Annotated in this window: 23 protein-coding genes; 18 read left to right on the top strand and 5 right to left on the bottom strand. The window is 73.0% G+C overall.

Going from position 1 to position 25026, the window contains the following annotated elements:
- The first annotated feature begins 331 nt into the window (after nt 1-331).
- Complete coding sequence (locus ACFXDE_RS00335) at nt 332-850, top strand: ATP-binding protein (RefSeq protein ID WP_380442243.1); 519 nt, start codon at nt 332-334, stop codon at nt 848-850.
- Nucleotides 851-971: 121 nt separating this feature from the next.
- On the opposite strand, the gene idi is transcribed toward ACFXDE_RS00335, so the two are convergent.
- Nucleotides 972-1622, bottom strand: a complete 651-nt coding sequence (gene idi, locus ACFXDE_RS00330; RefSeq protein WP_380442227.1) for an isopentenyl-diphosphate Delta-isomerase — start codon at nt 1620-1622, stop codon at nt 972-974.
- 515 nt (nt 1623-2137) lie between these two features.
- Here idi and ACFXDE_RS00325 point away from each other — a divergent pair.
- From ACFXDE_RS00325 to ACFXDE_RS00255, 15 genes are all read left to right on the top strand, one after another.
- On the top strand, nt 2138-2893 hold the full coding sequence (locus ACFXDE_RS00325; RefSeq protein WP_380489242.1) for a sugar phosphate nucleotidyltransferase: 756 nt from the start codon (nt 2138-2140) through the stop codon (nt 2891-2893).
- A complete protein-coding gene (locus ACFXDE_RS00320) occupies nt 2881-3942 on the top strand; it encodes an iron-containing alcohol dehydrogenase family protein (RefSeq protein WP_359958020.1) in 1062 nt (353 codons plus the stop codon). The genes ACFXDE_RS00325 and ACFXDE_RS00320 overlap by 13 nt, the downstream gene beginning before the upstream one ends.
- A gap of 91 nt (nt 3943-4033) precedes the next feature.
- Nucleotides 4034-4771, top strand: a complete 738-nt coding sequence (locus tag ACFXDE_RS00315; RefSeq protein ID WP_359958111.1) for a CDP-alcohol phosphatidyltransferase family protein — start codon at nt 4034-4036, stop codon at nt 4769-4771.
- Nucleotides 4772-4803: 32 nt separating this feature from the next.
- Nucleotides 4804-5721: a glycosyltransferase family 2 protein gene (locus ACFXDE_RS00310; protein WP_380489240.1), complete on the top strand. Its 918-nt coding sequence runs from the start codon at nt 4804-4806 to the stop codon at nt 5719-5721.
- A 145-nt stretch (nt 5722-5866) separates the two neighbouring features.
- Entirely contained in the window at nt 5867-6808 is a 942-nt protein-coding gene (locus tag ACFXDE_RS00305; protein ID WP_380442222.1) for an ABC transporter permease, read from the top strand.
- Nucleotides 6801-7607 (top strand): ABC transporter ATP-binding protein, encoded by an 807-nt coding sequence (locus ACFXDE_RS00300; protein ID WP_380442220.1) that lies wholly within the window; start codon nt 6801-6803, stop codon nt 7605-7607. Before ACFXDE_RS00305 ends, ACFXDE_RS00300 begins: the two co-directional genes overlap by 8 nt.
- A 292-nt stretch (nt 7608-7899) precedes the next feature.
- A complete protein-coding gene (gene hpnC / locus ACFXDE_RS00295; protein ID WP_380489236.1) occupies nt 7900-8856 on the top strand; it encodes a squalene synthase HpnC in 957 nt (318 codons plus the stop codon).
- 41 nt (nt 8857-8897) lie between these two features.
- Nucleotides 8898-9755, top strand: a complete 858-nt coding sequence (gene hpnD / locus ACFXDE_RS00290; protein WP_380442235.1) for a presqualene diphosphate synthase HpnD — start codon at nt 8898-8900, stop codon at nt 9753-9755.
- 127 nt (nt 9756-9882) lie between these two features.
- Nucleotides 9883-11316: a hydroxysqualene dehydroxylase HpnE gene (gene hpnE, locus ACFXDE_RS00285; protein ID WP_380489233.1), complete on the top strand. Its 1434-nt coding sequence runs from the start codon at nt 9883-9885 to the stop codon at nt 11314-11316.
- A gap of 137 nt (nt 11317-11453) precedes the next feature.
- Nucleotides 11454-12542, top strand: coding sequence for a polyprenyl synthetase family protein (locus ACFXDE_RS00280; protein WP_380442215.1), 1089 nt, complete (start codon nt 11454-11456; stop codon nt 12540-12542).
- Between the two features lie 7 nt (nt 12543-12549).
- Nucleotides 12550-14631, top strand: coding sequence for a squalene--hopene cyclase (shc, locus tag ACFXDE_RS00275; RefSeq protein ID WP_380489230.1), 2082 nt, complete (start codon nt 12550-12552; stop codon nt 14629-14631).
- Nucleotides 14628-15305 (top strand): 1-hydroxy-2-methyl-2-butenyl 4-diphosphate reductase, encoded by a 678-nt coding sequence (locus ACFXDE_RS00270; RefSeq protein WP_380442211.1) that lies wholly within the window; start codon nt 14628-14630, stop codon nt 15303-15305. Before shc ends, ACFXDE_RS00270 begins: the two co-directional genes overlap by 4 nt.
- A gap of 2 nt (nt 15306-15307) precedes the next feature.
- Nucleotides 15308-16336, top strand: a complete 1029-nt coding sequence (gene hpnH, locus ACFXDE_RS00265) for an adenosyl-hopene transferase HpnH (RefSeq protein ID WP_359958036.1) — start codon at nt 15308-15310, stop codon at nt 16334-16336.
- 117 nt (nt 16337-16453) lie between these two features.
- Nucleotides 16454-18364, top strand: a complete 1911-nt coding sequence (gene dxs / locus ACFXDE_RS00260; protein ID WP_380489226.1) for a 1-deoxy-D-xylulose-5-phosphate synthase — start codon at nt 16454-16456, stop codon at nt 18362-18364.
- Nucleotides 18354-19754 (top strand): aspartate aminotransferase family protein, encoded by a 1401-nt coding sequence (locus ACFXDE_RS00255; protein ID WP_380489223.1) that lies wholly within the window; start codon nt 18354-18356, stop codon nt 19752-19754. The genes dxs and ACFXDE_RS00255 overlap by 11 nt, the downstream gene beginning before the upstream one ends.
- 65 nt (nt 19755-19819) lie before the next feature.
- Here the strand turns inward: ACFXDE_RS00255 and ACFXDE_RS00250 are convergent, their stop codons facing one another.
- Entirely contained in the window at nt 19820-20092 is a 273-nt protein-coding gene (locus ACFXDE_RS00250; RefSeq protein WP_380442204.1) for a DUF6343 family protein, read from the bottom strand.
- 76 nt (nt 20093-20168) lie between these two features.
- Between ACFXDE_RS00250 and ACFXDE_RS00245 the strand changes: the two genes are divergently transcribed.
- Nucleotides 20169-20429 carry an I78 family peptidase inhibitor gene (locus ACFXDE_RS00245; protein WP_380489220.1) on the top strand — a complete coding sequence of 87 codons (261 nt, stop codon included), beginning with the start codon at nt 20169-20171 and terminating at the stop codon, nt 20427-20429.
- Between the two features lie 33 nt (nt 20430-20462).
- Here ACFXDE_RS00245 and ACFXDE_RS00240 read toward each other — a convergent pair whose 3' ends face one another.
- Nucleotides 20463-21308, bottom strand: coding sequence for a phosphatase PAP2 family protein (locus tag ACFXDE_RS00240; protein ID WP_380489217.1), 846 nt, complete (start codon nt 21306-21308; stop codon nt 20463-20465).
- A gap of 244 nt (nt 21309-21552) precedes the next feature.
- A complete protein-coding gene (gene fabG, locus ACFXDE_RS00235) occupies nt 21553-22317 on the bottom strand; it encodes a 3-oxoacyl-ACP reductase FabG (RefSeq protein WP_380489214.1) in 765 nt (254 codons plus the stop codon).
- Nucleotides 22318-22722: 405 nt separating this feature from the next.
- Between fabG and ACFXDE_RS00230 the strand changes: the two genes are divergently transcribed.
- The gene (locus ACFXDE_RS00230; protein WP_380442196.1) at nt 22723-23586 is read left to right on the top strand and encodes a MarR family winged helix-turn-helix transcriptional regulator; all 864 of its coding nucleotides are present in this window, start codon (nt 22723-22725) and stop codon (nt 23584-23586) included.
- A 306-nt stretch (nt 23587-23892) separates the two neighbouring features.
- On the opposite strand, the gene ACFXDE_RS00225 is transcribed toward ACFXDE_RS00230, so the two are convergent.
- Entirely contained in the window at nt 23893-24756 is an 864-nt protein-coding gene (locus ACFXDE_RS00225) for an aldo/keto reductase (RefSeq protein ID WP_380442194.1), read from the bottom strand.
- Nucleotides 24757-25026: the final 270 nt, after the last annotated feature.

The following is a 25026-nucleotide window of genomic DNA, read 5'->3' as shown; positions in this document are numbered from 1 at the left end:
GTTCTGGAGTGCTTCTCACCTGCGTTTCCCCGGCGGGGGCCCCGGTCCGACGGCGACCGACGGGGGACACCCCGACGACGGCCCGACCACCGCCGGACGGCGAAGCCTCGCCGGGCCACCCGATCACCGGCCGAAGCGGTGGCGAGGGCGAAGGAAACGGTCCGATTGCGCCGCCCCGCCGATCGGGACCGGTCGACACCGATCCGACACGGGCAACTTCTCGACGGTGCCGCAGTCCCCGTGGCGGCTCTCCTAGCCTCTGTGGACCGAGGGCGCCAGCGGAACGCCTGATTCCCGGGTCGCGGACGAAGGGCGGCTGGACGTGGAGCAGATCAGCGGGGCGGCGAAGGCCGAGCCGAGACGCGACCGGGCCCTGCGGGGGCCCGCCCGCCCGGCGCCGGAGCCGGCCGAGGGCGTCTGGCGCTTCCCGGTGCCCGCCACGGAGTCCTCGGTGCCGCGCACCCGGCACGCGGTGCGCGACCGCCTGCTGGCCCAGGGCATGACCGGGGTGCGCCACCAGGAGCTGGTGGACGACGTGCTGCTGATCGTCTCCGAGCTGGTCAGCAACGCCGTGACGCACGCCGCCGAGCTCTCGCCCGAGGTGACCACCGAGCTGGCGGTGCGCGACGGCTGGGTGCGGGTCTCGGTCGAGGACGGCGACCCGTACCGCCCGAAGGCCCTGGAGAGCGACACCGGCCGCACCGGGGGGCGCGGCCTGCTGCTGGTCAAGAGCGTGACCCTGCAGGCCGGGGGCGTGTGCGACGTGGAGCGGACGGGGGAGGGCGGCAAGGTCATCTGGGCCTCGCTGCCCATCCCTCCGCTCCCTCCGCGGCACGACGACTGTCCGTGACCATCCGGACGATCCGGACCATCCCGGCGGTCACCGCCCCCGCCACCAGTCCCGCCCCCGCCACCAGTCCCGTCCTCGTCACCAGTCCCGTGCGGACCAGCCGGACTACCGGACCATCGGACTACCAGTCCCGTCCGGCGATCTCCCGGATCCCCGGCAGCGCCGCCTCGAAGACGGTCTCGAACCACACCGAGAACGGCCGCTCGGTCCGCAGCTCGCGCAGCTCCTGCGCGGTGACGAAGGCGTAGTCGTCCACCTCGTCCGGATCGGGGACGACCGGCGCCGTGACCAGGCCCACGAACAGGTGGTTCCACTCTCGCTCGATCAGCCCGGAGGCCTCGTCCGGCAGGTCGTAGCGCACCGTCCCGGCCTCGCACAGCAGTGCCGGCGCGACGCCCAGCTCCTCCGAGGTGCGACGGGCGGCGGCGACGAACGGCGGCTCGTCCGGGTAGGGGTGGCCGCAGCAGGTGTTCGACCAGACGCCGGGGGAGTGGTACTTGCCGAGCGCGCGGCGCTGGAGCAGCAGCCGGCCCTGGCGGTCGAAGAGGAACACCGAGAAGGCCCGGTGCAGGCGCCCTGGCTGCTGGTGGGCCCAGTGCTTCTCGGCCGTGCCGATGGTGGTGCCCTCGTCGTCGACGAGTTCCAGCAGGATCTCCGGGCCGGTGCTCCCGGCGGTGCCCCCGGGGTCGGCCGTCACGTCGGTCTCCACGTCGAGACCGGTGTCGATCTCGGAGGTGAAGTGCGTCGGGCTGGTCGGCGGACTCTGGGGCATGGGGTGGCCTCTTTCGGGGAGCGGGAGCAACGGAAGCATCGGGTTGCGTCCGGTGCAGCGGGTGCATCGGACGCAGCGGGGGCACCGGCGCCGGCGTCGGGCTCCAGTCTGCCGTATGGGTGGCGGTCGGCACGGGTCCCACGCACAACCTGGCGGATCATGACCCTCAGGGGGACTTTTCCGGACGGAGAAGGACGTCAGAGGGCCCCGGAAGGGTCATGGAGTTAGCAAAAGGGTTCGGAGTCGTTCGAGGCCCGTTCGGGCGCGCCAGGAGGCGCGCCGGCCCCGTTCGCGCCCGCTCCGGTGCGCCGCTCCGGCCGTCGTTCCCAGCCACCGTTCAGGCACCTCCCAGGTCCCCGGCCGCGTTCGGGCCGGTCGCCCCGGTCGCCTACCATCACTAAGGACAAGGTGCCCGCATCTGCGCCGGCACCGGCGCGCCGATTGCGCGGCCCGGGCGACTCGTTCCGGTGCCCCGGCGCACCCGCGCACAGCACGACGGATCAGGAGACCCCCGCATGATCGGCCTCGTTCTGGCAGCCGGCGCCGGCCGCCGGCTGCGCCCGTACACCGACACCCTGCCCAAGGCGCTGGTGCCGGTCGACGGGGAGCGGACCGTCCTGGACCTCACCCTCGGCAACTTCGCGGAGGTCGGGCTGCGCGAGGCCGCGATCGTCGTCGGCTACCGCAAGGAGGCGGTGTACGACCGCAAGGACGCCCTGGAGGGCAAGTACGGCGTCAAGCTCCACCTGGTCGAGAACGACAAGGCCGAGGAGTGGAACAACGCCTACTCCCTGTGGTGCGCCCGCGACCTCTTCGCCGAGGGCCTGCTGCTCGCCAACGGCGACACCGTCCACCCGGCCTCCGTCCAGCGCACCATGCTGGAGGGCAACCGCCGCCTGACCGAGGCCGGCGAGGCCCCCGGCATCCTGCTGGCCCTCGACACGGTGAAGAAGCTCGCCGACGAGGAGATGAAGGTCGTCGTCGACCCGGCCGCCGGCATGCGCCGCATCACCAAGCTGATGGACCCGGTCGAGGCGAGCGGCGAGTACATCGGTGTGACCGTGATCAACCCCTCGGCCGCCGCGGACCTCACCGACGCGCTGCGCGCCACCTACGAGCGCGACCCGCAGCTGTACTACGAGGACGGCTACCAGGAGATGGTCGACCGCGGCCTGCGGATCGACGTGCAGCCGATCGGCGAGGTCTCCTGGGTCGAGGTCGACAACCACGACGACCTGGCGAAGGCGCGGGAGATCGCGTGCCGGTACTGACCCGACTGGTCCCCTCGCCGCTGTTCGTCGAGGTCCGCCCGGGCGCGCTGGACGCGCTCGGCGGGATCCTCGCGGACCAGCGGCTGTCGGCCTCGGGCCGGATCGCGGTGGCGATCAGCAACGGCTCGGGCGCCGCGATGCGCGAGCGCCTGGAGCCGGCCCTGCCCGGTGCCGACTGGTTCAGCGTGGACGACGGCAGCCTGGACAGCGCGGTGCGCTTCGCCGAGGCGATGCGCGGCGGCCACTACGACGCGGTCGTGGGCCTGGGCGGCGGCAAGATCATCGACGCCGCCAAGTACGCCGCGGCCCGGGTCGGCCTGCCGCTGGTCGCGGTGGCCACCAACCTCGCGCACGACGGCATCTGCTCGCCGGTCTCCACGCTCGACAACGACGCCGGCCGGGGCTCCTACGGGGTGCCCAGCCCGATCGGCATCGTCGTCGACCTGGACGTGATCCGCCAGGCCCCGCCGCGCTTCGTGGCGGCCGGCATCGGCGACGTCGTCTCCAACATCTCCGCCTGCGCGGACTGGGAGCTGTCGCACGCGGTCACCGGCGAGCCGGTGGACGGGCTGGCCGTGGCGATGGCCCGTTCGGCGGGCGAGAACCTGCTGCGCCACCCCGGGAACCTGGCGGACCAGGACCTCCTGACGGCGCTCGCGGAAGCCCTGGTACTGTCCGGCATCGCGATGAACATCGCGGGCAGCACCCGGCCCTCGTCGGGCGCCTGCCACGAGATCTCGCATGCCCTGGACGTGCTGTATCCCAAGCGGTCCGCCCAGCACGGCGAACAGGTCGGCCTCGGCGCGGCGTTCGCCAGCTTCCTGCGGGGCGAGCGCGAGCTGACCGGTCTGATCGTGGAGCGCCTGGCGCGCCACGGCCTGCCGGTGACCGCCGCTCAGATCGGCTTCACCGAGGCGGAGTTCACCGAGGCGGTGCACTACGCTCCGAACACCCGGCCGGGCCGCTTCACCATCCTCGAGCACCTCGACCTCTCCCCCTCAGCAATCAGGGACGCGTACGCCGACTATGTCCAAGCCGTCAACAGCTGACCCCTCCACCGCGGGCGCCGAGCGGCCCCCGGTGGACCTGACCCGCCGGCCCTCGATCGAGGAGCTGCGCGCGGTGATCCACCCGGAGGGCATGCTCCAGCGCCGCAGCGCCGAGCACTGGGCCGGGCGCCTGTACATGCGGAGCATCTCGCTGCGGGTCACGCGGGTGCTCTCGACCGTCACGGCGATCACCCCCAACGGCCTCACCTACCTGATGATGGTCACCGGCGTCCTGGCCGGTGCCGCGCTGGTGGTGCCGGGCCTGACCGGCGCCGTCCTGGGCGCCCTGCTGATCCAGCTGTACCTGCTGCTGGACTGCGTGGACGGCGAGGTGGCGCGCTGGCGCCGGCAGACCTCGCTCACCGGGGTCTACCTGGACCGGGTCGGCCACTACATGTCCGAGGCCGCGCTGCTGACCGGCCTCGGCCTGCGCGGCTGCGACCTCTTCCACCGACAGGGCCCGGCCGCGCACTGGGAGTGGGCCTTCCTCGGCACGCTGGCCGCGCTCGGCGCGATCCTGATCAAGTCCGAGACGGACCTGGTGGACGTGGCCCGCGCCCGCAGCGGCCTGACAGCGGTCGAGGACAGCGCCTCGGTGCCGCGCTCCGCGGCCGTGGCCAAGGCCCGCCGCGCGGCCTCGCTCCTGAAGTTCCACCGTCTGGTGGGCGCGGTCGAGGCCTCGCTGTTCATCCTGGCCGCCGGCGTCGCCGACGCCGTCCACGGCGGTCTGTTCTTCACCCGGCTGGCCGTGGTCGTGCTGGCCGCGATCGCCATGCTGCAGACCGTCCTGCACCTGCTGAGCATCGTCCTTTCGAGCAGGCTCCGATGAACACTTCCGCGAACACCTCCACGAACACCTCTATGAACACCTCCGCGAACGCCGCCGCCGGTCCAGGCGCCGACGGCTTCCGCCTCGGCGCCGTGATCATCACGATGGGCAACCGCCCGGCCGAGCTGAACGCCCTGATCGAGTCCGTCCGCGCCCAGGAGGGCCCGGCGGTCGAGCTGGCCGTGGTGGCCAACGGCGCGCCGCTGCCCCCGCTGCCGGAGGGCGTGCGCAGCGTCGAGCTGCCGGAGAACCTCGGCATCCCCGGCGGGCGCAACGTCGGCATCGAGCTGTTCGGCCGGGACGGGCGGGACGTCGACGCCGTCCTGTTCCTGGACGACGACGGCCACCTGCCGCGCACCGACTCCGCCCGCCTCCTGCGCGAGGCCTTCACCGCCGACCCGGAGCTGGGCATCGTCTCGTTCCGGATCGCCGACCCCGACACCGGTGTCACCGCGCGCCGGCACGTGCCCCGGCTGCGCGCGAGCGACCCGCTGCGCTCCTCCCGGGTGACGACCTTCCTGGGCGGCGCGAGCGCCGTGCGCTGCACGGTGTTCGAGCAGGCCGGGCAGCTGCCCGCCGAGTTCTTCTACGCGCACGAGGAGACCGACCTCGCGTGGCGCGCGCTGGACGCCGGCTGGGCCATCGACTACCGGGCGGACGTGGTCCTGCACCACCCGACGACCTCGCCGGCCCGGCACGCCACGTATTTCCACAACGTGGCGCGGAACAGGGTTTGGCTCGCGCGACGGAACCTTCCGGCCCTGTTCGTGCCTCTCTATCTGGGAACCTGGTTCCTGCTGACCCTGGCCCGCCGCCCCTCCCCGGAGGCGCTGAAGGCCTGGTGGGGCGGGTTCCGGGCGGGCTGGCGCGAACCTTGCGGTCCGCGTCGCCCGATGCGATGGCGTACCGTTTGGCGATTGACCAGGCTGGGCCGCCCACCGGTCATCTGATCTCATTTGATCGAATGATCGATCGCTGCGGCCGGTGCCACACACCGGCCGGACTCCCCCGTGATCCCAGTGGATCCCCATCGGCGCAAGGCCGGCGGACCCCCGCCGACCGGCCGCCCCGACCGATCCCGCGTGAAGGACGAATGTGTCGACAGTGAGTGAACCCGTCAGCCTCTCAGCCCCCAGGGGGGCGGACGCGGGCCTGACCCCCAAGCAGCTTGCGGACAAGTACGGCCTGGCCGTGAGCGGCCGGCGGCCCGGCCTCTTCGCCTACACCAAGCAGCTCTGGGCCCGGCGCCACTTCATCTGGGCCTTCGCCACCGCCCGACTGGTGGCGCAGTACACCGATGCCAAGCTCGGCCAGCTGTGGCAGGTCGTGACCCCGCTGCTGAACTGCGCGGTGTTCTACCTGGTCTTCGGCGTGATCCTGAAGAGCAAGGACAACTTCCCGCCGAACACCTACATCGCGTGGCTGTGCATCGGCGTCTTCGTCTTCCAGTTCACCCAGAACGCGGTGCAGTCCGGCACCCGGGCGATCTCCGACAGCCTCGGGCTGATCCGTGCGCTGCACTTCCCGCGCGCCTGCCTGCCGATCGCCTTCACGGTGATCCAGCTGCAGCAGCTGCTGATCTCGATGGTGGTCCTGGTCGCCACCGTCCTGGCGGCCGGCATCACGCCGGGCCGCACCTGGCTGCTGATCATCCCGGCGCTGCTCCTGCAGACGATGTTCAACACCGGCGTCTCCCTGATCTTCGCCCGGATCGGCGCCAAGACCAGTGACATCTCCCAGCTGATCCCGTTCGTGATGCGCGCCTGGATGTTCCTGTCCGGCGTGATGTTCAGCATCCAGGACAAGGTCAGCACCTGGCCCCACTACATCCAGACGATCATGGCCGTCAACCCGGCCTCGGTCTACATGGACCTGCTGCGGCACGCCTTCGCGCCGATCATCTACAACCACCACCAGCCCGCCCACCAGACGATCCCGCCGCACCAGTGGACGTACGGCATCGCCTGGGGCGTGGGGATGTTCATCGTCGGATACGTCTTCTTCTGGAAGGCCGAGGAGGAGTACGGCCGTGGCTGACGCAGACCTGAACAAGAACACCGTCCGGGACACCGACGTCGCCCGCGAGCCCACCGTCGTCGTCGACGACGTGCACATCGTCTACCGCGTGCACGGCGCCGGCTCCGGCAAGGGCAGCGCCACCTCGGCGCTCAGCCGCATCGTCAGCCGCAAGCGCTCGGCCGGAGTGCGCGAGGTGCACGCCGTGCGCGGCATCAGCTTCACCGCCTACAAGGGCGAGGCGGTCGGCCTGATCGGCTCGAACGGCTCCGGCAAGTCGACCATGCTGGCCGCCATCGCGGGCCTGCTGCCGACCGAGAAGGGCGGCATCTACACCAACGGCCAGCCCTCGCTGCTGGGCGTGAACGCGGCCCTGATGAACGAGCTCACCGGTGAGCGCAACGTCGTCCTCGGCTGCCTCGCGATGGGCATGCCGCCGGCCGAGGTCCGGCGCCGCTACCAGGACATCGTCGAGTTCTCGGGCATCAACGAGAAGGGGGACTTCATCTCCCTGCCGATGCGCACGTACTCCTCCGGCATGGGCGCCCGCCTGCGGTTCTCCATCGCCGCGGCGAAGACCCACGACGTGCTGCTGATCGACGAGGCGCTGGCCACCGGCGACCAGGCCTTCCAGCAGCGCAGCAAGAAGCGGATCGAGGAGCTGCGCCAGTCGGCCGGTACGGTCTTCCTGGTCAGCCACGACAACAGCTCGATCCGCGAGGTCTGCGAGCGGACCATCTGGATCGAGCACGGCGAGCTGGTCATGGACGGCCCGACCGACGAGGTCGTCGGCCGCTACGAGCGCGGCGAGCGCCCGTAGCACCCGAGCCGCTCGGGGGGCCGGTTCCGGGAAGTCCCGGGACCGGCCCCCCGCCGTGTGCCCGGCGCCGGTAGTCCGGGTGGCCCGCCCCCGGCGGGGTGAGCGCCCCGTGCGCCGGGCGGGGCGCTCTTCTGCGGCGCGGCCCGTGGTGTCAGGCTGTATGCGCGGGGGGCGTGTGCCGGACGTGACGCCCGTGCTCGGACGCGTGTCCGAGTCGGGCCGGTGATGCCCATCGGTGTAGAACGGGGGAGTGACAGCAGTGTCGGCTTCGGCCCAGCCCAGCAACGAGCCCGTGGAGCAGACCGCGGGGGCGACCCTGGAGAAGGCGAGCGCGGAGAACTTCCCGGTCGCCCCCTTCTTCCTGCCCGCCGCCTGGCGCGGTGACCTGATGGCGGTCTACGGCTTCGCCCGGCTGGTCGACGACGCGGGCGACGGCGACCTCGCCGACCCGGCCGGCGCCGCCCGCCTCCTCGGCGTCGACACCCCCTTCCCGGCGTCCGCCACCACCCCTTCGGCCCAGTGCGGCCCGCCCGCTCCCGACGAGGTCGCCTTCCGGCTCGCCCTGCTCGACGGACTGGACCGCGACCTCGACCGGGTGTTCGAGACGACGCTGCGCCCGGGCGGCGCCGACCGGCCCCGGCACCCGCTGATGCGCGCCCTCGTCCCGGTCGTCGACCGGCACGGACTGACCCCCGAGCCCTTCCGCCGCCTGATCGAGGCCAACCGGGTCGACCAGACCACCGCCCGCTACGCCACCTGGGACGACCTCGTCGGCTACTGCACGCTCTCCGCCGACCCGGTGGGCCGGCTGGTGCTCGCCATCGCCGGCGTCTCCACGCCCGAGCGGGTCGGGCTCTCCGATGCGATCTGCACCGCCCTCCAAGTGGTCGAACACCTCCAGGACGTCGCCGAGGACCTCGCCCGCGGCCGGATCTACCTGCCCGCCGAGGACCTGGAGCGCTTCGGCGTCACCGAGGCCGACCTGGCCGCGCCGAGCGCCGACGGCCCGGTCCGCGAGCTGATCGCCTTCGAGGCCGAGCGGGCCCGCACCCTGCTCGACCGCGGCGCGCCGCTGGTAGGTACGGTTCGGGGGAGGCTTCGACTGCTCCTGGCGGGATTCACCGCAGGTGGTTACGCGGCCCTGGCGGCCGTCGAGGACGCCGGGTACGACGTGCTCGCCCAGCAGGCGAAGCCGGACAAGCGCCGCCTCGCAGCGAAGGCGGCGGCCATCTTCGCGAAGGGAAGGTGAACGCCCGAGTGGCGGCATCACCACTGGCGTCGGCCCAGGTCATGGCGGCCTACCGGTACTGCGAGGCAGTCACCGGACTCCAGGCGCGCAACTTCAGCTACGGCATCCGGCTGCTGCCGGAGCCCAAGCGGCTGGCCATGTCGGCCCTGTACGCCCTGGCCCGCCGGGTGGACGACATCGGCGACGGCGACCTGCCCGCCGACCGCAAGGCCGAGGCATTGCTGCGCACCCGCGAACTGCTGGACGACGTCCGCGCCGGCAAGGTCGCCGAGGACGACACCGACCCGATCAAGGTCGCCCTCGCGGACGCGGCCCGTCGCTTCCCGATCCCGATCGGCGGCTTCGACGAACTGATCGACGGCGTCGAGATGGACCTCAAGGGCGCCGAGTACCAGACGTACGAGGAGCTCAAGGTCTACTGCCGCTGCGTGGCCGGCGCGATCGGCCGGCTGTCGCTCGGCGTGTACGGCTGCGACGACCCCGAGCGCGGGGCGCACTACGCCGACACCCTCGGGCTCGCGCTCCAGCTCACCAACATCCTGCGCGACCTGCGCGAGGACGCCCTGAACGGCCGCACCTACCTGCCCACCGAGGACCTGGTCCGGTTCGGCTGCCAGGAGGGCTTCGCCCAGCCCAGGCCGCCGGCCGGCGCGGACTTCACCGGCCTGGTCGCCTTCGAGGCCGCCCGGGCGCAGGCCGCGTTCGAGGAGGGCCTGCGGCTGCTGCCGATGCTCGACCGCCGCAGCCGGGCCTGCACGGCCGCGATGGCCGGCATCTACCACCGGCTGCTGGGCCGGATCGCGGCCGACCCCGAGTCGGTGCTGCGCGGCCGGGTCTCGCTGCCGGGCTGGGAGAAGGCGTACGTGGCGCTTTCCGGGCTCGCCGGGGGGCGTTCTTGATTCTCGCCGCAGTTCTGTCACGCTGTGTCAGCGGGGAATCACGCATGGGTAGAGCCGCGTTGTCCACGACCGAGCCGACCACGGCAGCCGCCGCCGGGCGGTCCAGCGATCGCGAGGGGGAGGGCCGATGACCGGGCGAGCCGATGCCGCGCGCCCGGCCGCCGTCGTGGTCGGCGGCGGCCTGGCCGGGATCACCGCCGCGCTGCGCCTGGCCGAGGCCGGGCAGCGGGTCACCCTGGTGGAGGGGCGGCCCCGGCTCGGCGGCCTCGCCTTCTCCTTCCGGCGCGGCGAGCTGACCGTCGACAACGGCCAGCACGTCTACCTGCGCTGCTGCACCGCCTACCGCGGCCTGCTCGACCGGCTCGGCGCCACCCGCCTCACCCACCTCCAGGAGCGGCTCGACGTCCCGGTGCTCTCCGTCACCGGCCCGGCCGAGGCGCCCGTGCGCACCCTCGGCCGGCTGCGCCGGGCCGGCCTGCCGGTCCCGCTGCACCTGGCCGGCAGCCTCGCCCGCTACCCGCACCTCGGCCCGGCCGACCGCGCCCGGGTGGTCCGCGGCGCGCTCGCCCTCCAGCGCCTCGACCTGGCGGACCCGGCGCTGGACGGCACCTCCTTCGGCGCGTGGCTGCGCCGCCACGGGCAGAACGAGCGGACCCTCGCCGCCCTGTGGGACCTGGTCGGCGTGGCCACCCTGAACGCCTACGCGGACGACGTGTCGCTGGCCCTCGCGGCCATGGTGTTCAAGACCGGCCTGCTCTCCGACCCGGGCGCCTCCGACATCGGCGTCGCCGCCGTCCCGCTCGGCACCATCCACCACGACCGGGCGCTCGCCGAGCTGGAGCGCGCGGGCGTGACGGTGCTGCTGCGCGCCCGCGCGGCGGAGCTCAAGCCCGGCGCGCAGCAGCACGCCGTACGCCTGGAGGGCGGTGAGCTGCTCACCGCCGAGACCGTCGTCCTGGCCGGCGCCCAGGACAGCGCGGCCGCCCTGCTGCCGCCGGACGCGATCCCCGCACAGGAGCGCCTGGCCGGCTTCGGTACCTCGCCGATCCTCAACGTCCACGTCGTCTACGACCGCAAGGTCCTGCGCCGCCCCTTCTTCGCGGCGCTCGACTCCCCGGTCCAGTGGGTCTTCGACCGCACCGACCACTCCGGACTGGCCGCCACGCCGCTCGGTCGCGAGCACCCCGGCGCCCAGTACCTGGCGCTCTCCCAGTCCGCCGTGCGGGACGAGATCGACCTGCCCGTCGCCGAGCTGCGCGAGCGGTACCTCCCGGAGCTCGCCCGGCTGCTGCCCGCCGCGGCGGGCGCCGAGGTGCTGGACTTCTTCGTCACCCGCGAGCGCACCGCCACGTTCGACCCGGCCCCCGGCACCGCGGCGCTGCGCCCCTCGGCGGGCACCCGCGTGCCCGGCCTGCTGCTGGCCGGTTCGTGGACGGCCACGGGCTGGCCCGCGACGATGGAGGGGGCCGTGCGCAGCGGCCACGCCGCGGCCGACGCGGCGCTCGCCGCCTCAGGGGCCCGCCGCCCGGTGGACCGGGGCGACGGGAGGTGGCCGAGGTGACCAGCGGCCCCGTCGCCGGCGACCCCGCGAGAGCCGGCGCCCGTCCCCCCGGACGCGCCGGGCACCCCGGGCGCGCCGACACCGCAAGCATCCGGCCGGCCCGCGCGGTCCGGCACCACCAGGGAGAGGGAACGCACGTGGAGTCACGCACCGGCACCGCCGCTGGAGGCACGGCGCACGCCGAACCGGTCTCGGTGCCGGAGCTGCTGGCCCGCAGCCGCACGCTCTGCACCCCGCCGCTGCGCGCCGCCGTCGCCCGTTTGGCCGCACCGATGGACACCGTCGCGGCGTACCACTTCGGCTGGATCGACCGGGACGGCACGGCCGTGAAGGGCGACGGCGGCAAGGCCGTGCGCCCGGCGCTGGCCCTGCTGTCCGCCCAGGCGGCGGGTGCGTCCGCCGAGGTGGGGGTGCCCGGCGGGGTCGCCGTTGAACTGGTACACAACTTCTCCCTGCTCCATGATGATCTGATGGACGGTGACGAGACCCGGCGCCACCGGGCGACCGCCTGGACGGTCTTCGGCCCGGCCCAGGCGATCCTGGTCGGCGACGCCCTGGCGACGCTCGGGACGGAGGTGCTGCTCGACGCCGGCGCGGCCGGTCCGGCGAGCGCCGCCGACGCCGCGCGCGCCGTCCGGCTGCTCACCACCGCCACCCGCCGGCTCATCGACGGGCAGGCGATGGACGTCGCCTTCGAGCAGCGCGACAGCGTCACCGTCGCCGAGTGCCTGGAGATGGAGGGCGGCAAGACCGCCGCCCTGCTCGCCGCCGCCTCGGCGATCGGCGCCGTGCTGGCCGGGGCCGACGACGAGGTCTCCGGCTCGCTCCAGCGCTACGGCCACCACCTGGGCCTGGCCTTCCAGGCGGTGGACGACCTGCTCGGCATCTGGGGCGCCACCGAGGTCACCGGCAAGCCGCACTGGGGCGACCTGCGCCAGCGCAAGAAGTCCCTGCCGGTCGCCGCCGCCCTCGCCGAGGGCGGCGCCGCGTCGCGCCGCCTGGCCGAGCAGCTGGCCGACCCCTCGGGCCGCGGGGAGGAGAGCGAGCCCGAGCTCGCCGCCCGGGCCGCGCTGATCGAGCAGGCCGGCGGCCGCGCCTGGACCCAGGAGGAGGCCCGCCGCCAGCACACGACCGCCCTCGCCGCTCTCGACGAGGTGCCCATGTCCGACCCGGTGCGCGAGCACTTCGTCGCACTCGCCGAATTCGTGGTGGTACGAGAGAGGTGACGTTACGTTGACAGCAACCGCGGACGGCCGGCTCGACCCTGAGTACGATCCCGAGCCGGTCGCGGTGGGCGACCGCCCCCCGGCCCTGCTGGGCACCGGACTGTGGCGGCCCGAGGACCCCGCCCCGCCCCCACCGGGCGGGGAAGCGGCCCCGGGTCCGGCCGACGCCCGGGACGCGCTGGCCCGGGCCACCGCCCACCTGCTCTCGCTGCAGAGTCCGGACGGCTGGTGGAAGGGCGATCTGGAGACCAACGTCACCATGGACGCCGAGGACTTACTGCTCCGGCAGTTCCTCGGGATCCGCACCGAGGAACAGACCGCGGCCACGGCCGACTGGATCCGCTCCCAGCAGGGGGAGGACGGCACCTGGGCCACCTTCCACGGCGGGCCGCCCGAACTGTCCACGACCGTCGAGGCGTACGTCGCCCTCAAACTCGCCGGCGACGACCCGGACGCGCCGCACATGCTCGCCGCCGCGCGCTACGTCCGCTCCGCCGGGGGCATCGCCGCCGCCCGGGTCTTCACCCGGATCTGGCTCGCGCTCTTCGGCTGGTGGCCCTGGGAGCGGTTGCCCGAGATGCCGCCCGAGATCATCTTCCTGCCCCGCTGGCTGCCGCTGAACATCTACGCCTTCGGCTGCTGGGCCCGCCAGACCATCGTCCCGCTGACCGTCGTCTCGGCCCACCGCCCGGTCCGCCCGGCGCCCTTCGCGCTCACCGAGCTGCACACCGACCCCGGTGACCCCTTCCCCGAGCGGCCGCTCGCCCCCGCCACCAGCTGGGACGGCCTCTTCGAGCGCCTCGACAAGGTCCTGCACGCCTACCACCACCGCGCGTTGCGCCCGCTGCGCAAGCACGCCATCGCCCAGGCCTGCCGCTGGATCGTCGAGCGGCAGGAGGCCGACGGCTGCTGGGGCGGCATCCAGCCGCCCGCCGTCTACTCGTTGATCGCCCTGCACTTGGAGGGCTACGAGCTGGAGCACCCGGTGATGCAGGCCGGGCTCACCGCCTTCGACCGCTTCACCGTGCACACCGAGGACGGCATGCGCTGGCTGGAGGCCTGCCAGTCCCCGGTCTGGGACACCTGCCTGGCCACCATCGCCCTGGTCGACGCCGGACTGCCGGCCGACCACCCGGCGCTGGTGAGCGCCGTCGACTGGATGCTCGGCGAGGAGATCCGCAAGCGCGGCGACTGGAGCGTGCGGCGGCCCTCGCTGGAGGCGGGCGGCTGGGCGTTCGAGTTCGAGAACGACACCTACCCCGACATCGACGACACCGCCGAGGTGGTGCTCGCGCTGCGCCGGGTCGCCCACCCCGATCCGGCGAAGGTCGACGGGGCGGTGGACCGGGGAGTGCGCTGGAACCTCGGCATGCAGTCCAAGAACGGCGCCTGGGGCGCCTTCGACGTCGACAACACCAGCACGCTGCCGAACAAGCTGCCGTTCTGCGACTTCGGCGAGGTCGTCGACCCGCCGTCCGCCGACGTCACCGCGCACGTCGTCGAGATGCTCGCCGAGGTCGGGCAGGCGCGGGACCCGCGTACCCGGCGCGGCGTGGAGTGGCTGCTGCGCAACCAGGAGGCCGACGGCTCCTGGTTCGGCCGCTGGGGCACCAACTACATCTACGGCACCGGCTCGGTGCTGCCCGCCCTCGTCGCGGCCGGCGTGCCGGACGAGCACCCGGCGATCCGCCAGGCCGTCCGCTGGCTGGAGGACCGCCAGAACGCCGACGGCGGCTGGGGCGAGGACATGCGCTCCTACGACGACCCGGCGCGCTGGGCCGGGCGCGGCGACTCGACCGCCTCGCAGACCGCGTGGGCGCTGATGGCGCTGCTCGCGGCCGGCGAGGGACCCGAGCGCCGGGCCAACCCGGCGGTGGAGCGCGGGGTCGACTGGCTGGTGCGCACCCAGCTGCCCGAAGGCACGTGGGACGAGCCGCAGTTCACCGGGACCGGCTTCCCGTGGGACTTCTCCATCAACTACCACCTGTACCGGCTGGTCTTCCCCGTCACCGCCCTCGGCCGCTACCTGGGCGGCGGTCCGGCGGTCCTGCGGGAGGGCGCCGGCCCGGTGATCGGGGCGTCCCGGTGACCACCCCGCCCCTGCTGGTGCTCTGCGCGCTCGGCCCCGAGGTCTGGGCCCTGCGCGGCGGGGACTGGCGCGGATCGGCGGGCGGGCCGCCGGTGCTGCTGCGCACCGGGGTGGGCCGGCGGCGGGCCGGCCACGCGGTGCGCCGGGTGCTCGGCTCCGCCCCGGGCGGCTACGGCGCGGTCGTGGTGGCCGGGTTCGGCGCGGCCGTCGGCCCCGGGATCGCCCCGGGGGACGTCGTCGTCGCCGACGGCGTGCGCAACGCGGAGGGCAACCTGTTCGCCGTCCGCTCGGCCGCCGACCTCGCCCGGGCGCTCAAGGAGCGGGGGCTGGCCGTGCACACCGGGGTGCACCACACCGCCGACCACGTCGTCCGCGGCCTCGAACGGCGGGCCCTGTACCTCCAGGGCGCGCTCGCCGTCGACATGGAGGCCGCCGCCGTCCTCGCCGCGCTGCACGAGCTGCGGCCCGCGCTGCCCGCGGCCGTCCTGCGGGTGGTCGTGGACACCCCCGAGCGGGAGCTGCTGCGGCCCGGGACGCTCCCCGCTGGGGTGCGCGCCTGGCGGACCCTCCGCGCGACCGTTCCCGCCCTCGTCGACTGGTACCGGCAGGACCTCCCGGACCGCAGGGAACCGCACCACCCCACATCCTCGACGCTCCCCCAGGAGGCGAGCTAGCCATGGCCATGCCGTTGCGCCAGACCGTGCGGGTCGGCACCTACCTCATGCAGCAGAAGCTGCTCAAACGGCGGGACAAGTTCCCCCTGATCGTCGAGCTGGAACCGCTGTTCGCGTGCAACCTCGCGTGCGAGGGCTGCGGCAAGATCCAGCACCCGGCGGGCGTGCTGAAGCAGCGGATGCCGGTCGCCCAGGCGGTCGGCGCGGTGCTGGAGTCCGGCGCGCCGATGGTCTCGATCGCCGGCGGCGAACCGCTGATGCACCCGCAGATCGACGAGATCGTCCGGCAGCTGGTGGAACGCCGCAAGTACGTGTTCCTGTGCACCAACGCGCTGCTGCTGCGCAAGAAGATCGACAAGTTCCGGCCCTCGCCCTACTTCACCTTCGCCGTGCACATCGACGGCATGCGCGAGCGGCACGACGAGTCGGTGGCCAAGGAGGGCACCTTCGACGAGGCGGTGGCGGCCATCAAGGAGGCCAAGCGGCGCGGCTTCCGGGTCACCACCAACAGCACCTTCTTCAACACCGACACCCCGCAGACCGTCATCGAGGTGCTGGACTACCTCAACGACGAGCTCAAGGTCGACGAGATGATGATCTCCCCGGCCTACGCCTACGAGAAGGCCCCCGACCAGGAGCACTTCCTCGGCGTCACCCAGACCCGCGAGCTGTTCCGCAAGGCCTTCGCCGGCGGCAACCGGCAGCGCTGGCGCCTCAACCACAGTCCGCTCTTCCTGGACTTCCTGGAGGGCAAGAAGGACTTCGAGTGCACGCCGTGGGGCATCCCCAACTACTCGCTCTTCGGCTGGCAGCGGCCCTGCTACCTGATGGCCGACGGGTACGTGCCCACCTACCGCGAGCTGGTCGAGAAGACCGACTGGAGCAAGTACGGCCGCGGCAAGGACCCGCGCTGCGAGAACTGCATGGCCCACTGCGGCTACGAGCCGACGGCGGTGCTCGCCACCATGGGCTCGCTCAAGGAATCGCTGCGCGCGATCACCGAGACCGTCAGCGCCAACCGCGGCCGCTGACCGGGGCCGCTCCGGCGGACCCGGTCGCTCCAGACCGGCCCGGGCGCCGTGCCCGGGCCGGCCCCGCCCCTCGGGGGCGAAGGCACCACCGCACCACTCGAGTCGTGAGGTGTACCCATGTCACTGCTCTCCAGCGTCACGTCCCCGGCCGACCTGCGAAAGCTCCCCGCCGCCGAACTGCCGCTGCTCGCCGACGAGATCCGCGACTTCCTGATCGACGCCGTCACCCGGACCGGCGGGCACCTCGGCCCGAATCTCGGCGTGGTGGAGCTGACCATCGCCCTGCACCGGGTCTTCGACTCCCCGTACGACCGGATCGTCTTCGACACCGGACACCAGAGCTACGTCCACAAGCTCCTCACCGGGCGCCAGGACTTCAGCCGGCTGCGGATGAAGGGCGGCCTGTCCGGCTACCCGTCGCGCGCCGAGTCCGAGCACGACCTCGTCGAGAACTCGCACGCCTCCACCGCCCTCTCCTACGCCGACGGCCTCGCCAAGGCCGCCCAGCTGCTCGGCCAGCACGACCGGCACACCGTCGCCGTCATCGGCGACGGCGCGCTCACCGGCGGGCTCGCCTGGGAGGCGCTCAACAACATCGCCGACGCGAAGGACCGGCCGCTCGTCATCGTCGTCAACGACAACGAGCGCTCCTACGCGAAGACGATCGGCGGCCTCGCCCACCACCTCGCCACCCTGCGCACCACCCAGGGCTACGAGCGCTTCCTCGCCCTCGGCAAGGGCGCGCTGCAACGCACCCCGCTGGTCGGCCAGCCGATCTTCGACGCGCTGCACGGCGCCAAGAAGGGCTTCAAGGACGCCTTCGCCCCGCAGGGCATGTTCGAGGACCTCGGGCTCAAGTACCTCGGCCCGATCGACGGCCACGACCTCGGCGCCGTCGAACAGGCGCTGCGCCAGGCCCGGGGCTTCGGCGGCCCGGTCATCGTGCACTGCCTGACCGTCAAGGGGCGCGGCTACCGGCCCGCCGAACAGGACGAGGCCGACCGCTTCCATGCCGTCAACCCGATCGACCCCTACACCTGCCTGCCGATCTCGCCCAGCGGCGGCGTCTCGTGGACCTCGGTGTTCGGCGAGGAGATGGTCGCGCTCGGCGCCGAGCGGCCCGACGTCGTGGCGATCACCGCGGCGATGCTCCAGCCGGTCGGGCTGGAACGGTTCGCCAAGGCCCACCCCGAACGCACCTTCGACGTCGGCATCGCCGAGCAGCACGCCGTCACCAGCGCCGCCGGGCTCGCCACCGGCGGGCTGCACCCCGTCGTCGCCGTCTACGCGACCTTCCTCAACCGCGCCTTCGACCAGGTCCTGATGGACGTCGCCCTGCACCGGCTCGGCGTCACCTTCGTCCTCGACCGCTCCGGGGTGACCGGGCCCGACGGCGCCTCGCACAACGGCATGTGGGACATGTCGATCCTCCAGGTCGTGCCGGGCCTGCGGCTCGCCGCCCCGCGCGACGCCGACCAGCTGCGCGCCCAGCTGCGCGAGGCCGTCGACGTCGCCGACGCCCCCACCGTCGTGCGCTTCCCCAAGGCGACCATCGGGCCCGCCGTCCCGGCCGTCGAACGCGTCGGCGGCGTGGACGTGCTGCTGCGCACCGGCGACCTGCCCGAGATCCTCCTGGTCGCCGTCGGCACCACCGCGCCGGCCTGCCTGGACGCCGCCCGGCTGCTGATCGCCGAGGGCTTCGCCGCGACCGTCGTCGACCCGCGGTGGGTCAAGCCCGTCGACCCGGCGCTGCCCGTACTCGCCGCCGCCCACCGGCTCGTGGTCACCGTCGAGGACAACGGGCGCACCGGGGGCGTGGGCGCCGCCGTCGCCCAGGCGCTGCGCGACGCCGACGTCGACGTCCCGGTGCGGGTGCTCGGCCTGCCCCAGGAGTTCCTCGGCCACGCCGCCCGCGGCGAGGTCCTGGAGGAGGCCGGGCTGACCGGCACCGGGGTCGCGGCCCAGACCGCCGTCTTCGCCAAGAACCTGCTACCGACCAGAGGAGCGAACCCGCGCCATGCCGGCTGACCCCGACCGCACCGCCTTCGACCTCGCCGCCCTGATCGCCGAGCGCGGCGGCGAGCGGTACGAGCTGCACGGCCGCTACCTCAACCCGCAGCTGCCGCGGATGCTCCACACCATCGGCTTCGACAAGTACTACGAGCGCGCGCAGGGCCCGTACTTCTACGACGCCGAGGGCAACGAGTACCTCGACATGCTGGCCGGCTTCGGCATCTTCGCCCTCGGGCGCCACCACCCCGTGGTGCGCTCGGCGGTCCAGCAGGTCATGGACCTCGACCTGCCCGACCTCGTGCGCTTCGACTGCTCGCCGCTGCCCGGGCTGCTGGCCGAGCGGCTGCTCTCGTACGCGCCGGGGCTGGACCGGGTGTTCTTCGGCAACAGCGGCACCGAGGCGGTCGAGACCGCGCTCAAGTTCGCCCGCTACGCCACCGGCCGCAAGCGGATCCTCTACGCCGACCACGCCTTCCACGGGCTGACCGTCGGCTCGCTCTCCGTCAACGGGGAGAACGGCTTCCGCAAGGGCTTCGACCCGCTGCTGCCCGACACCGCCATCCCGCTCGGCGACCTCGGCGCGCTGGCCAAGGAGCTGAAGCGCGGCGACGTCGCGGCGCTGATCGTCGAGCCCATCCAGGGCAAGGGCGTCCTCGCGCCGCCGCCCGGCTGGCTGCGGGCGGCCCAGGACCTGCTGCACGAGCACAAGGCGCTGCTGATCTGCGACGAGGTGCAGACCGGGATCGGCCGCACCGGGGAGTTCTTCGCCTACCAGTACGAGGAGGGCGTGCTGCCCGACCTGGTCTGCGCGGCCAAGGCGCTCTCCGGCGGGTACGTGCCGGTCGGGGCGACGCTCGGCAAGGGCTGGATCTTCGAGAAGGTGTACTCCTCGATGGACCGCGTGCTCGTCCACTCGGCCAGCTTCGGCTCCAACGCCCAGGCGATGGCGGCCGGGCTCGCGACCCTGGAGGTCATGCGCGACGAGAAGGTGGTCGAGAACGCCCGGCAGGTCGGCGACCACTTCCGGGAGCGGCTCGCCGCGCTCGTCGACAGGTACGAGCTGCTGGCCGAGGTGCGCGGCAAGGGGCTGATGATCGGCATCGAGTTCGGCCGGCCCAGGTCGCTCAAGCTGCGCACCGGGTGGACCGCGCTCCAGGCGGCCCGCAAGGGGCTGTTCGCCCAGATGGTGGTCGTGCCGCTGCTCCAGCGCCACCGGATCCTGACCCAGGTGTCCGGGGACCACCTGGAGGTGATCAAGCTGATCCCGCCGCTGATCATCACCGAGCGGGACGTCGACCGGTTCGTCACGGCGTTCACCGACGTCATGGACGACGCGCACCGGGGGAGCGGGCTGATGTGGGACTTCGGGCGGACGCTGGTGAAGCAGGCGGTCGGCAACCGCTGACGGCCGTTGCCGGACGGAGCGGGAAGTCGGTCGGGCCGACTTCCCGCTCCGGGGGAGACACCGCGTCAGAGCTCGGTCCGGCGGCGCCGGATGACCACGACGAGATCGACGGCGGCGAACAGGGTGAGCAGGCCCATCACGACCGCGAAGCCGGTGAGGGTGCCGCTGCTCGGAGCCCCGTACGACGGGGAGTTGGCCGCCCAGACCGCGAAGGCCACCGTCGCGATCGCGAACAGCGGGGTGAAGGTGAGCGACAGCAGGTAGCGGAGCTTGAGGTCGCTGCGGGCGGTCGAGGGCTCGGTGCCGCTGCGCCAGCGCCGCGGGGTCGTGGTGCGCATGCCCGTTCACCTCCCGGCCGCACGGGTGCGGGCTACGATTCCAGCGTACGTCCGAGGGACGGGCCGGGGAGGGGCGATGACGGGATCGGGCGGGGTGCGACCGGGGGCCGGCGGCGGCGATCAGGGGGGCGCGGGCCACGCCTGGGACGGGCCGGAGGGGGACGCCGAGGGCTACGCGGGACTGCGGATCGAGCGGGCGCGGGAGCTGGCCCGGCGGCACGGGTGGGCCTCGGTCCGGGTGCTGGAGCCGGACGCGATGATCACCATGGAGTACCGGGAGGGGCGGCTCAACCTCGCGGTGCGCGACGGCGTGGTGGAGCGTAGCTGGGAGGGGTGAGGCGCTGTACCGGGCCGTTGACCCGGCCGTCGCTCAGCGGCCCGGGACGTCCCGGCGGCTCCGGCTCCGGCTCCGGTTTCGGCGCCTGCGGCTGGTGATCCACTCCTCGGCCGCGGTGACGAGCGGCTCCAGCAGCGGCAGCGAGAGCAGCACCAGCAGTCCGGCGGCCCAGCCGGCCAGGACGTCGGTGACCCAGTGGGTGCCCAGGTAGACGGTGGTCAGGCCGATCGAGCAGGCGGTGGCGGCGGCGATCAGCGCGCCGGTGCGGCGCCAGCGGACGGCGAGGTAGGCCAGCACGCCCCAGGTGACGACCGCGTTGGCGGTGTGGCCGGACGGGAAGATCGTGCCGCCGGAGAAGAGCTCGGGGGAGCCGACGTACTGGGCGTAGTGCGGGCCGAGTCGGCCGGTGACGATCTTGACGGCGCCGACGGTGACGTTGAGCAGCAGCAGGGCGACGCCCATCACCAGGAGCGGGCGCAGCCGGCCGAGCCGGTGGGCGCGCCAGGCGAGCCAGGCGAAGGCGGCGATCGCGGAGGGGCCGCGCTGGCCGGCCACCACCCAGGTGCCGAGCAGCGGCTCCAGGCCGGGCCAGCGCTCGTAGGGGCGCAGCAGGCGGACCGACCAGTCGAGGTCGACGAGGGCGGTGTTGAGGAGTACACCGGCGAGTACCAGCAGGTAGCAGGCGCAGGTGGCGAGGAGCAGGAGCGCGCGGCGGCGGCTCATCGGGGGCCAGCCGGGCTCGGCGGCGGCCGGGCCGAGCGGCGCGCGGCCGTCCGGGGCCGGGCGCACGGGCCGGTCCGGGGCCGGCCGGCCGGGGCGGCGGGAGGTGTTCTCCGGGCCCTGCTTCGGGAATTGCCGGGAGGCACTCGGGGCTTGCACGGGGGTGACCCTACCCATCCGTCCGGTGCCATTTCGGGGGTAATTGTCATTTCCCCGGGAAATCGACAATCCGGTCGGCAGGGGATGGTCCGGGGAGTGATTTCGGCTAATCCCCGATCGAAAGTCCGTGTGGTGTTCGAATCATCCTTCAAAAGGCTCGGTAAAAAGAACGGGGCGGCCGGCCGGTCCGCCCGGCCGCCCGCCCCATGGTCACCCTGTGTAGGTTCCGTGCCCAGCAGAGGGGTCAGTCGAGGGGGCCGCCCGCGACGTAGATCACCTGACCGGAGACGAAGCCGGCGCCCTCGCTCGCGAGGAAGGAGATGGTGTGGGCCACATCCTCAGGCAGACCGACCCGCTGGACCGGGATCTGAGAGGCTGCGGCCCGCTTGAAGTCTTCGAAGTCCATGCCGACCCGGGCCGCGGTGGCCGCGGTCATGTCCGTCGCGATGAAGCCCGGGGCCACGGCGTTGGCGGTGACGCCGAACTTGCCGAGCTCGATGGCCAAAGTCTTGGTGAAGCCCTGCAGGCCCGCTTTGGCGGCCGAGTAGTTGGCCTGGCCGCGGTTGCCCTGGGCGGACGAGGAGGACAGGTTGACGATGCGGCCGAAACCCGCGTCCACCATGTGCTTCTGCACCGCGCGGGTCATCAGGAAGGCGCCGCGCAGGTGGACGTTCATGACCGTGTCCCAGTCGGACTCGGACATCTTGAAGAGCAGGTTGTCGCGGAGCACTCCGGCGTTGTTGACCAGGACGACGGGGGCGCCGAGCTCGGCCACCACGCGGTCCACGGCGGCCTGGACCTGCCCGGCGTCCGAGACGTCGGCGCCGACCGCGAGGGCCCGGCCGCCCGCGGCGGTGATCCGGTCGACGGTGTCCTTGCCGGCCGCCTCGTCCAGGTCGAGGACGGCGACCGCGTAGCCGTCGGCGGCCAGTCGGAGGGCGGTGGCGGCGCCCAGGCCGCGTCCGGCGCCGGTGACGACGGCGACCCGGGGGGTGCTCTGCTCGGTCATGCTCGCTCTCGTCTCTCTCAGGATTTTCCCAGGGAAGGGCGTCCCCGGGTGACGCTGGCCACACCCTACCGGCGAGTAGGAAGGGCGGCCAGAGCGGAGACGCGCAGGTGACGGTGGGTAAGGACCGACCGGTCGGCTTTCTGCTGAGAACGGGTTACCGAGAAGGCGTGGCGGCGCGTAAATATGCCAATGTTGCCGAACCTGCGTCTACTATCCGCCCCTGCCTGCCAGCGAGGGCCAGCCGTTTGTATAGTGTCCGCCAGCAGCCACCGGCTGCACGGCTGGAGCGCCCTCCCTCATAGCGGGACGCCCACTCGCCGTTACTGCCCCACCCGGGTGTCCCACACACACCGGGTGTGACATCGGGACGGATACATGGTGCTGGGGGAGATCCCGACGACCCGCGTGTCTGCGCGACTGCAGCAGTCGCCCGGACACCTCATCCGCGTTGCACAGCAGGTCCACACGCGACTGTGGTCCGAACACGTCGGAGCCGATCTCACGGCTCCGCAGTTCGCCGTCCTGCTGGTCCTCGCGCTGGAACCGGGCGCGGACCAGAGGACGGTCGGCGAGCGTGCCTCGCTCGACAAGGCCACGATGGCGGAGATGGTCGCGCGGCTGGTCCGCCGCGGCTTGGTGCTGAGAAGGCGCGACCCGGCCGACGGCCGGCGCAAACTCCTCGCTCTGTCGCAGAGCGGGGCCCAGGCGGTGCGCGAGGCCACCGGAGGCGTGGTCCGCGTGCAGCGCACCCTGTTCGAGCCGCTCGGCGCGGACGAGCAGGTCGAGATCGTCCGGGTGATGGCCAAGATAGCCAGGCTGGAGCCCGCGGCGGTCGTGTACAGCGACGCGCGGCCGATACTGGACGCCCAGCGGGCGATCGGTTACCTGATCAGGGTGAGCCAGCAGGTGCACACCAAGCTCTGGTCGGAGCACGTCGGTGCGGAGCTCACCGCTCCGCAGTACGCGGTGCTCGACGCGCTGGAGCTGGAACCGGGCGCGGACCAGCGCACGGTCGGCGAGCTGGCCTCGCTGGACAAGGCCACGATGGCCGAGATGGTGAGCCGTCTCGTGCGCCGCGGTCTGGTGCAGCGCCGCCGCGACCCCTCGGACGGGCGGCGCAACCTGCTCTCGCTCTCGCCGGCGGGACAGGACCTGCTGCACCGCTCGGCGGCCGGCGTCGCCAAGGTCCAGCAGCTGCTGCTGGCGCCGCTGGACGAGCACGAGCACGCTCCGGCGCTCGCGCTGATCGGCAAGGCCGCCAGGCTCTAGCCTCCGCCCTTTTGAGCTCCAGCCAAAACGATTCGCCAACGTACGGACGATCCCGGGTCAGGGGTCGGGTCGGACGGGGGTGGGTCGGGGAGGGTTTCGGGCTCGTGTCGTAGTGATCGTGTGCTTGTGTGCTCACATATTTGCGGCACGAGTCCCTTCCGGGCATGCCGAAGACCGCCCACTCCTCAACGGGGTGGGCGGTCTTTCGATATGACCGCTGCTCCGGTGGCTACGGGTTCCCGGTCAGGGACGCCTGGCTACGGGTGCCCGGCGTCCCGGCCTCGGGGCCTCGCGGCCGGGCGGGGCTCAGTTCCAGTCGAAGCCCTGCGGGTCCGGGCCGATGCGCTCGCCGGTGGCGACGCCGGCGATCGCGGCGAGGTCCTCCGCGTCCAGCTCGAAGCCGGCCACGTCCAGGTTCTCCCGGATGCGGGAGGGGGTGACCGACTTCGGGATCGCGATGATGCCGCTCTGCAGGTGCCAGCGGAGCACGACCTGGGCGACCGTGCGGCCGTGCTTCTCGGCGATCTTCACCAGCGCCGGCTCGGCGAGCAGGTCCTTGCCCTGGCCCAGCGGGCTCCACGCCTCCGTGGCGATGCCGTGCTCGGCGTGGAAGGCGCGCAGCTCCGTCTGCGGGAAGTACGGGTGCAGCTCGACCTGGTTGAGCGCCGGGACGACCGAGGCCTCGTCGACCAGGCGGGTCAGCTGCTCGGGGCCGAAGTTCGAGACGCCGATGGAGCGGGCCCGGCCGTCGGCCTTGAGCTGCTCCAGCGCCTTCCAGACGTTCGGGTAGGTGCCGTGCATCGGGCGCGGCCAGTGGATCAGGTAGAGGTCGACGTACTCCAGGCCGAGCTTGGCCAGCGAGGCGTCGAACTCGCGCAGGACCGCGTCCCGGCCCTGCGCGCCGGACCAGTCGCGGGTGCCGGAGTTCCACAGCTTCGTGGTGATGTAGAGGTCCTCGCGGGCCACGCCGCCGGCCAGCGCCTCGGTGACGGCCTGGCCGGTGCCCGTCTCGTTCTCGTAGATCGCCGCGGTGTCGATCGAGCGGTAGCCCGCCTCGATGGCGGCGCGGACGGCCGGGGTGGCCTCCGCGTCCGGGACCTGCCACACGCCGAAGCCGAGCTGCGGGATCCGCGTGCCGTCGTTCAGGGTCACGGTGGGGATGTTGCTCACGGGAAGGGGTGCCCTCCTGGTCGACCATGGGTTCCAGTGGGGCAACCGGAACTCATGGAGTGTTTGTTCCCGCCGTTCGGGTGAACCTTCCGGGGCCGCGGGCCGTCCGGGCGGGGAACCGCGGGGGCGGGCCCGGAAAACCTGTTGCGCGGATCACACCGGGGTTGGCAGGCTCGCGGCCATGACCTCCTGAGACACGGGCCCTTCGTGCCCTCCCCAGTCAGCCCCGGCCGCTGCCGGGCGTTTTCGTCGCCGTGGCCCGCGCCGCCC

The sequence above is a fragment of the Kitasatospora sp. NPDC059408 genome, assembly GCF_042751525.1.
Classification (GTDB): domain Bacteria; phylum Actinomycetota; class Actinomycetes; order Streptomycetales; family Streptomycetaceae; genus Kitasatospora.
Note: the sequence above shows the minus strand (reverse complement) of the source record. Positions and strands in the feature narration are given on the sequence as shown.

Coding starts and splice junctions, on each gene's coding strand:
- ACFXDE_RS00310 (WP_380489240.1), top strand. CDS start 4,804: ATGAACACCTCCGCGAACGCCGCCGCCGGTCCAGGCGCCGACGGCTTC.
- dxs (WP_380489226.1), top strand. CDS start 16,454: ATGTCACTGCTCTCCAGCGTCACGTCCCCGGCCGACCTGCGAAAGCTC.
- ACFXDE_RS00255 (WP_380489223.1), top strand. CDS start 18,354: ATGCCGGCTGACCCCGACCGCACCGCCTTCGACCTCGCCGCCCTGATC.
- ACFXDE_RS00250 (WP_380442204.1), bottom strand. CDS start 20,092: ATGCGCACCACGACCCCGCGGCGCTGGCGCAGCGGCACCGAGCCCTCG.
- ACFXDE_RS00245 (WP_380489220.1), top strand. CDS start 20,169: ATGACGGGATCGGGCGGGGTGCGACCGGGGGCCGGCGGCGGCGATCAG.
- hpnH (WP_359958036.1), top strand. CDS start 15,308: ATGGCCATGCCGTTGCGCCAGACCGTGCGGGTCGGCACCTACCTCATG.
- ACFXDE_RS00325 (WP_380489242.1), top strand. CDS start 2,138: ATGATCGGCCTCGTTCTGGCAGCCGGCGCCGGCCGCCGGCTGCGCCCG.
- hpnD (WP_380442235.1), top strand. CDS start 8,898: ATGGCGGCCTACCGGTACTGCGAGGCAGTCACCGGACTCCAGGCGCGC.
- hpnE (WP_380489233.1), top strand. CDS start 9,883: ATGACCGGGCGAGCCGATGCCGCGCGCCCGGCCGCCGTCGTGGTCGGC.
- fabG (WP_380489214.1), bottom strand. CDS start 22,317: ATGACCGAGCAGAGCACCCCCCGGGTCGCCGTCGTCACCGGCGCCGGA.
- ACFXDE_RS00315 (WP_359958111.1), top strand. CDS start 4,034: ATGCTCCAGCGCCGCAGCGCCGAGCACTGGGCCGGGCGCCTGTACATG.
- idi (WP_380442227.1), bottom strand. CDS start 1,622: ATGCCCCAGAGTCCGCCGACCAGCCCGACGCACTTCACCTCCGAGATC.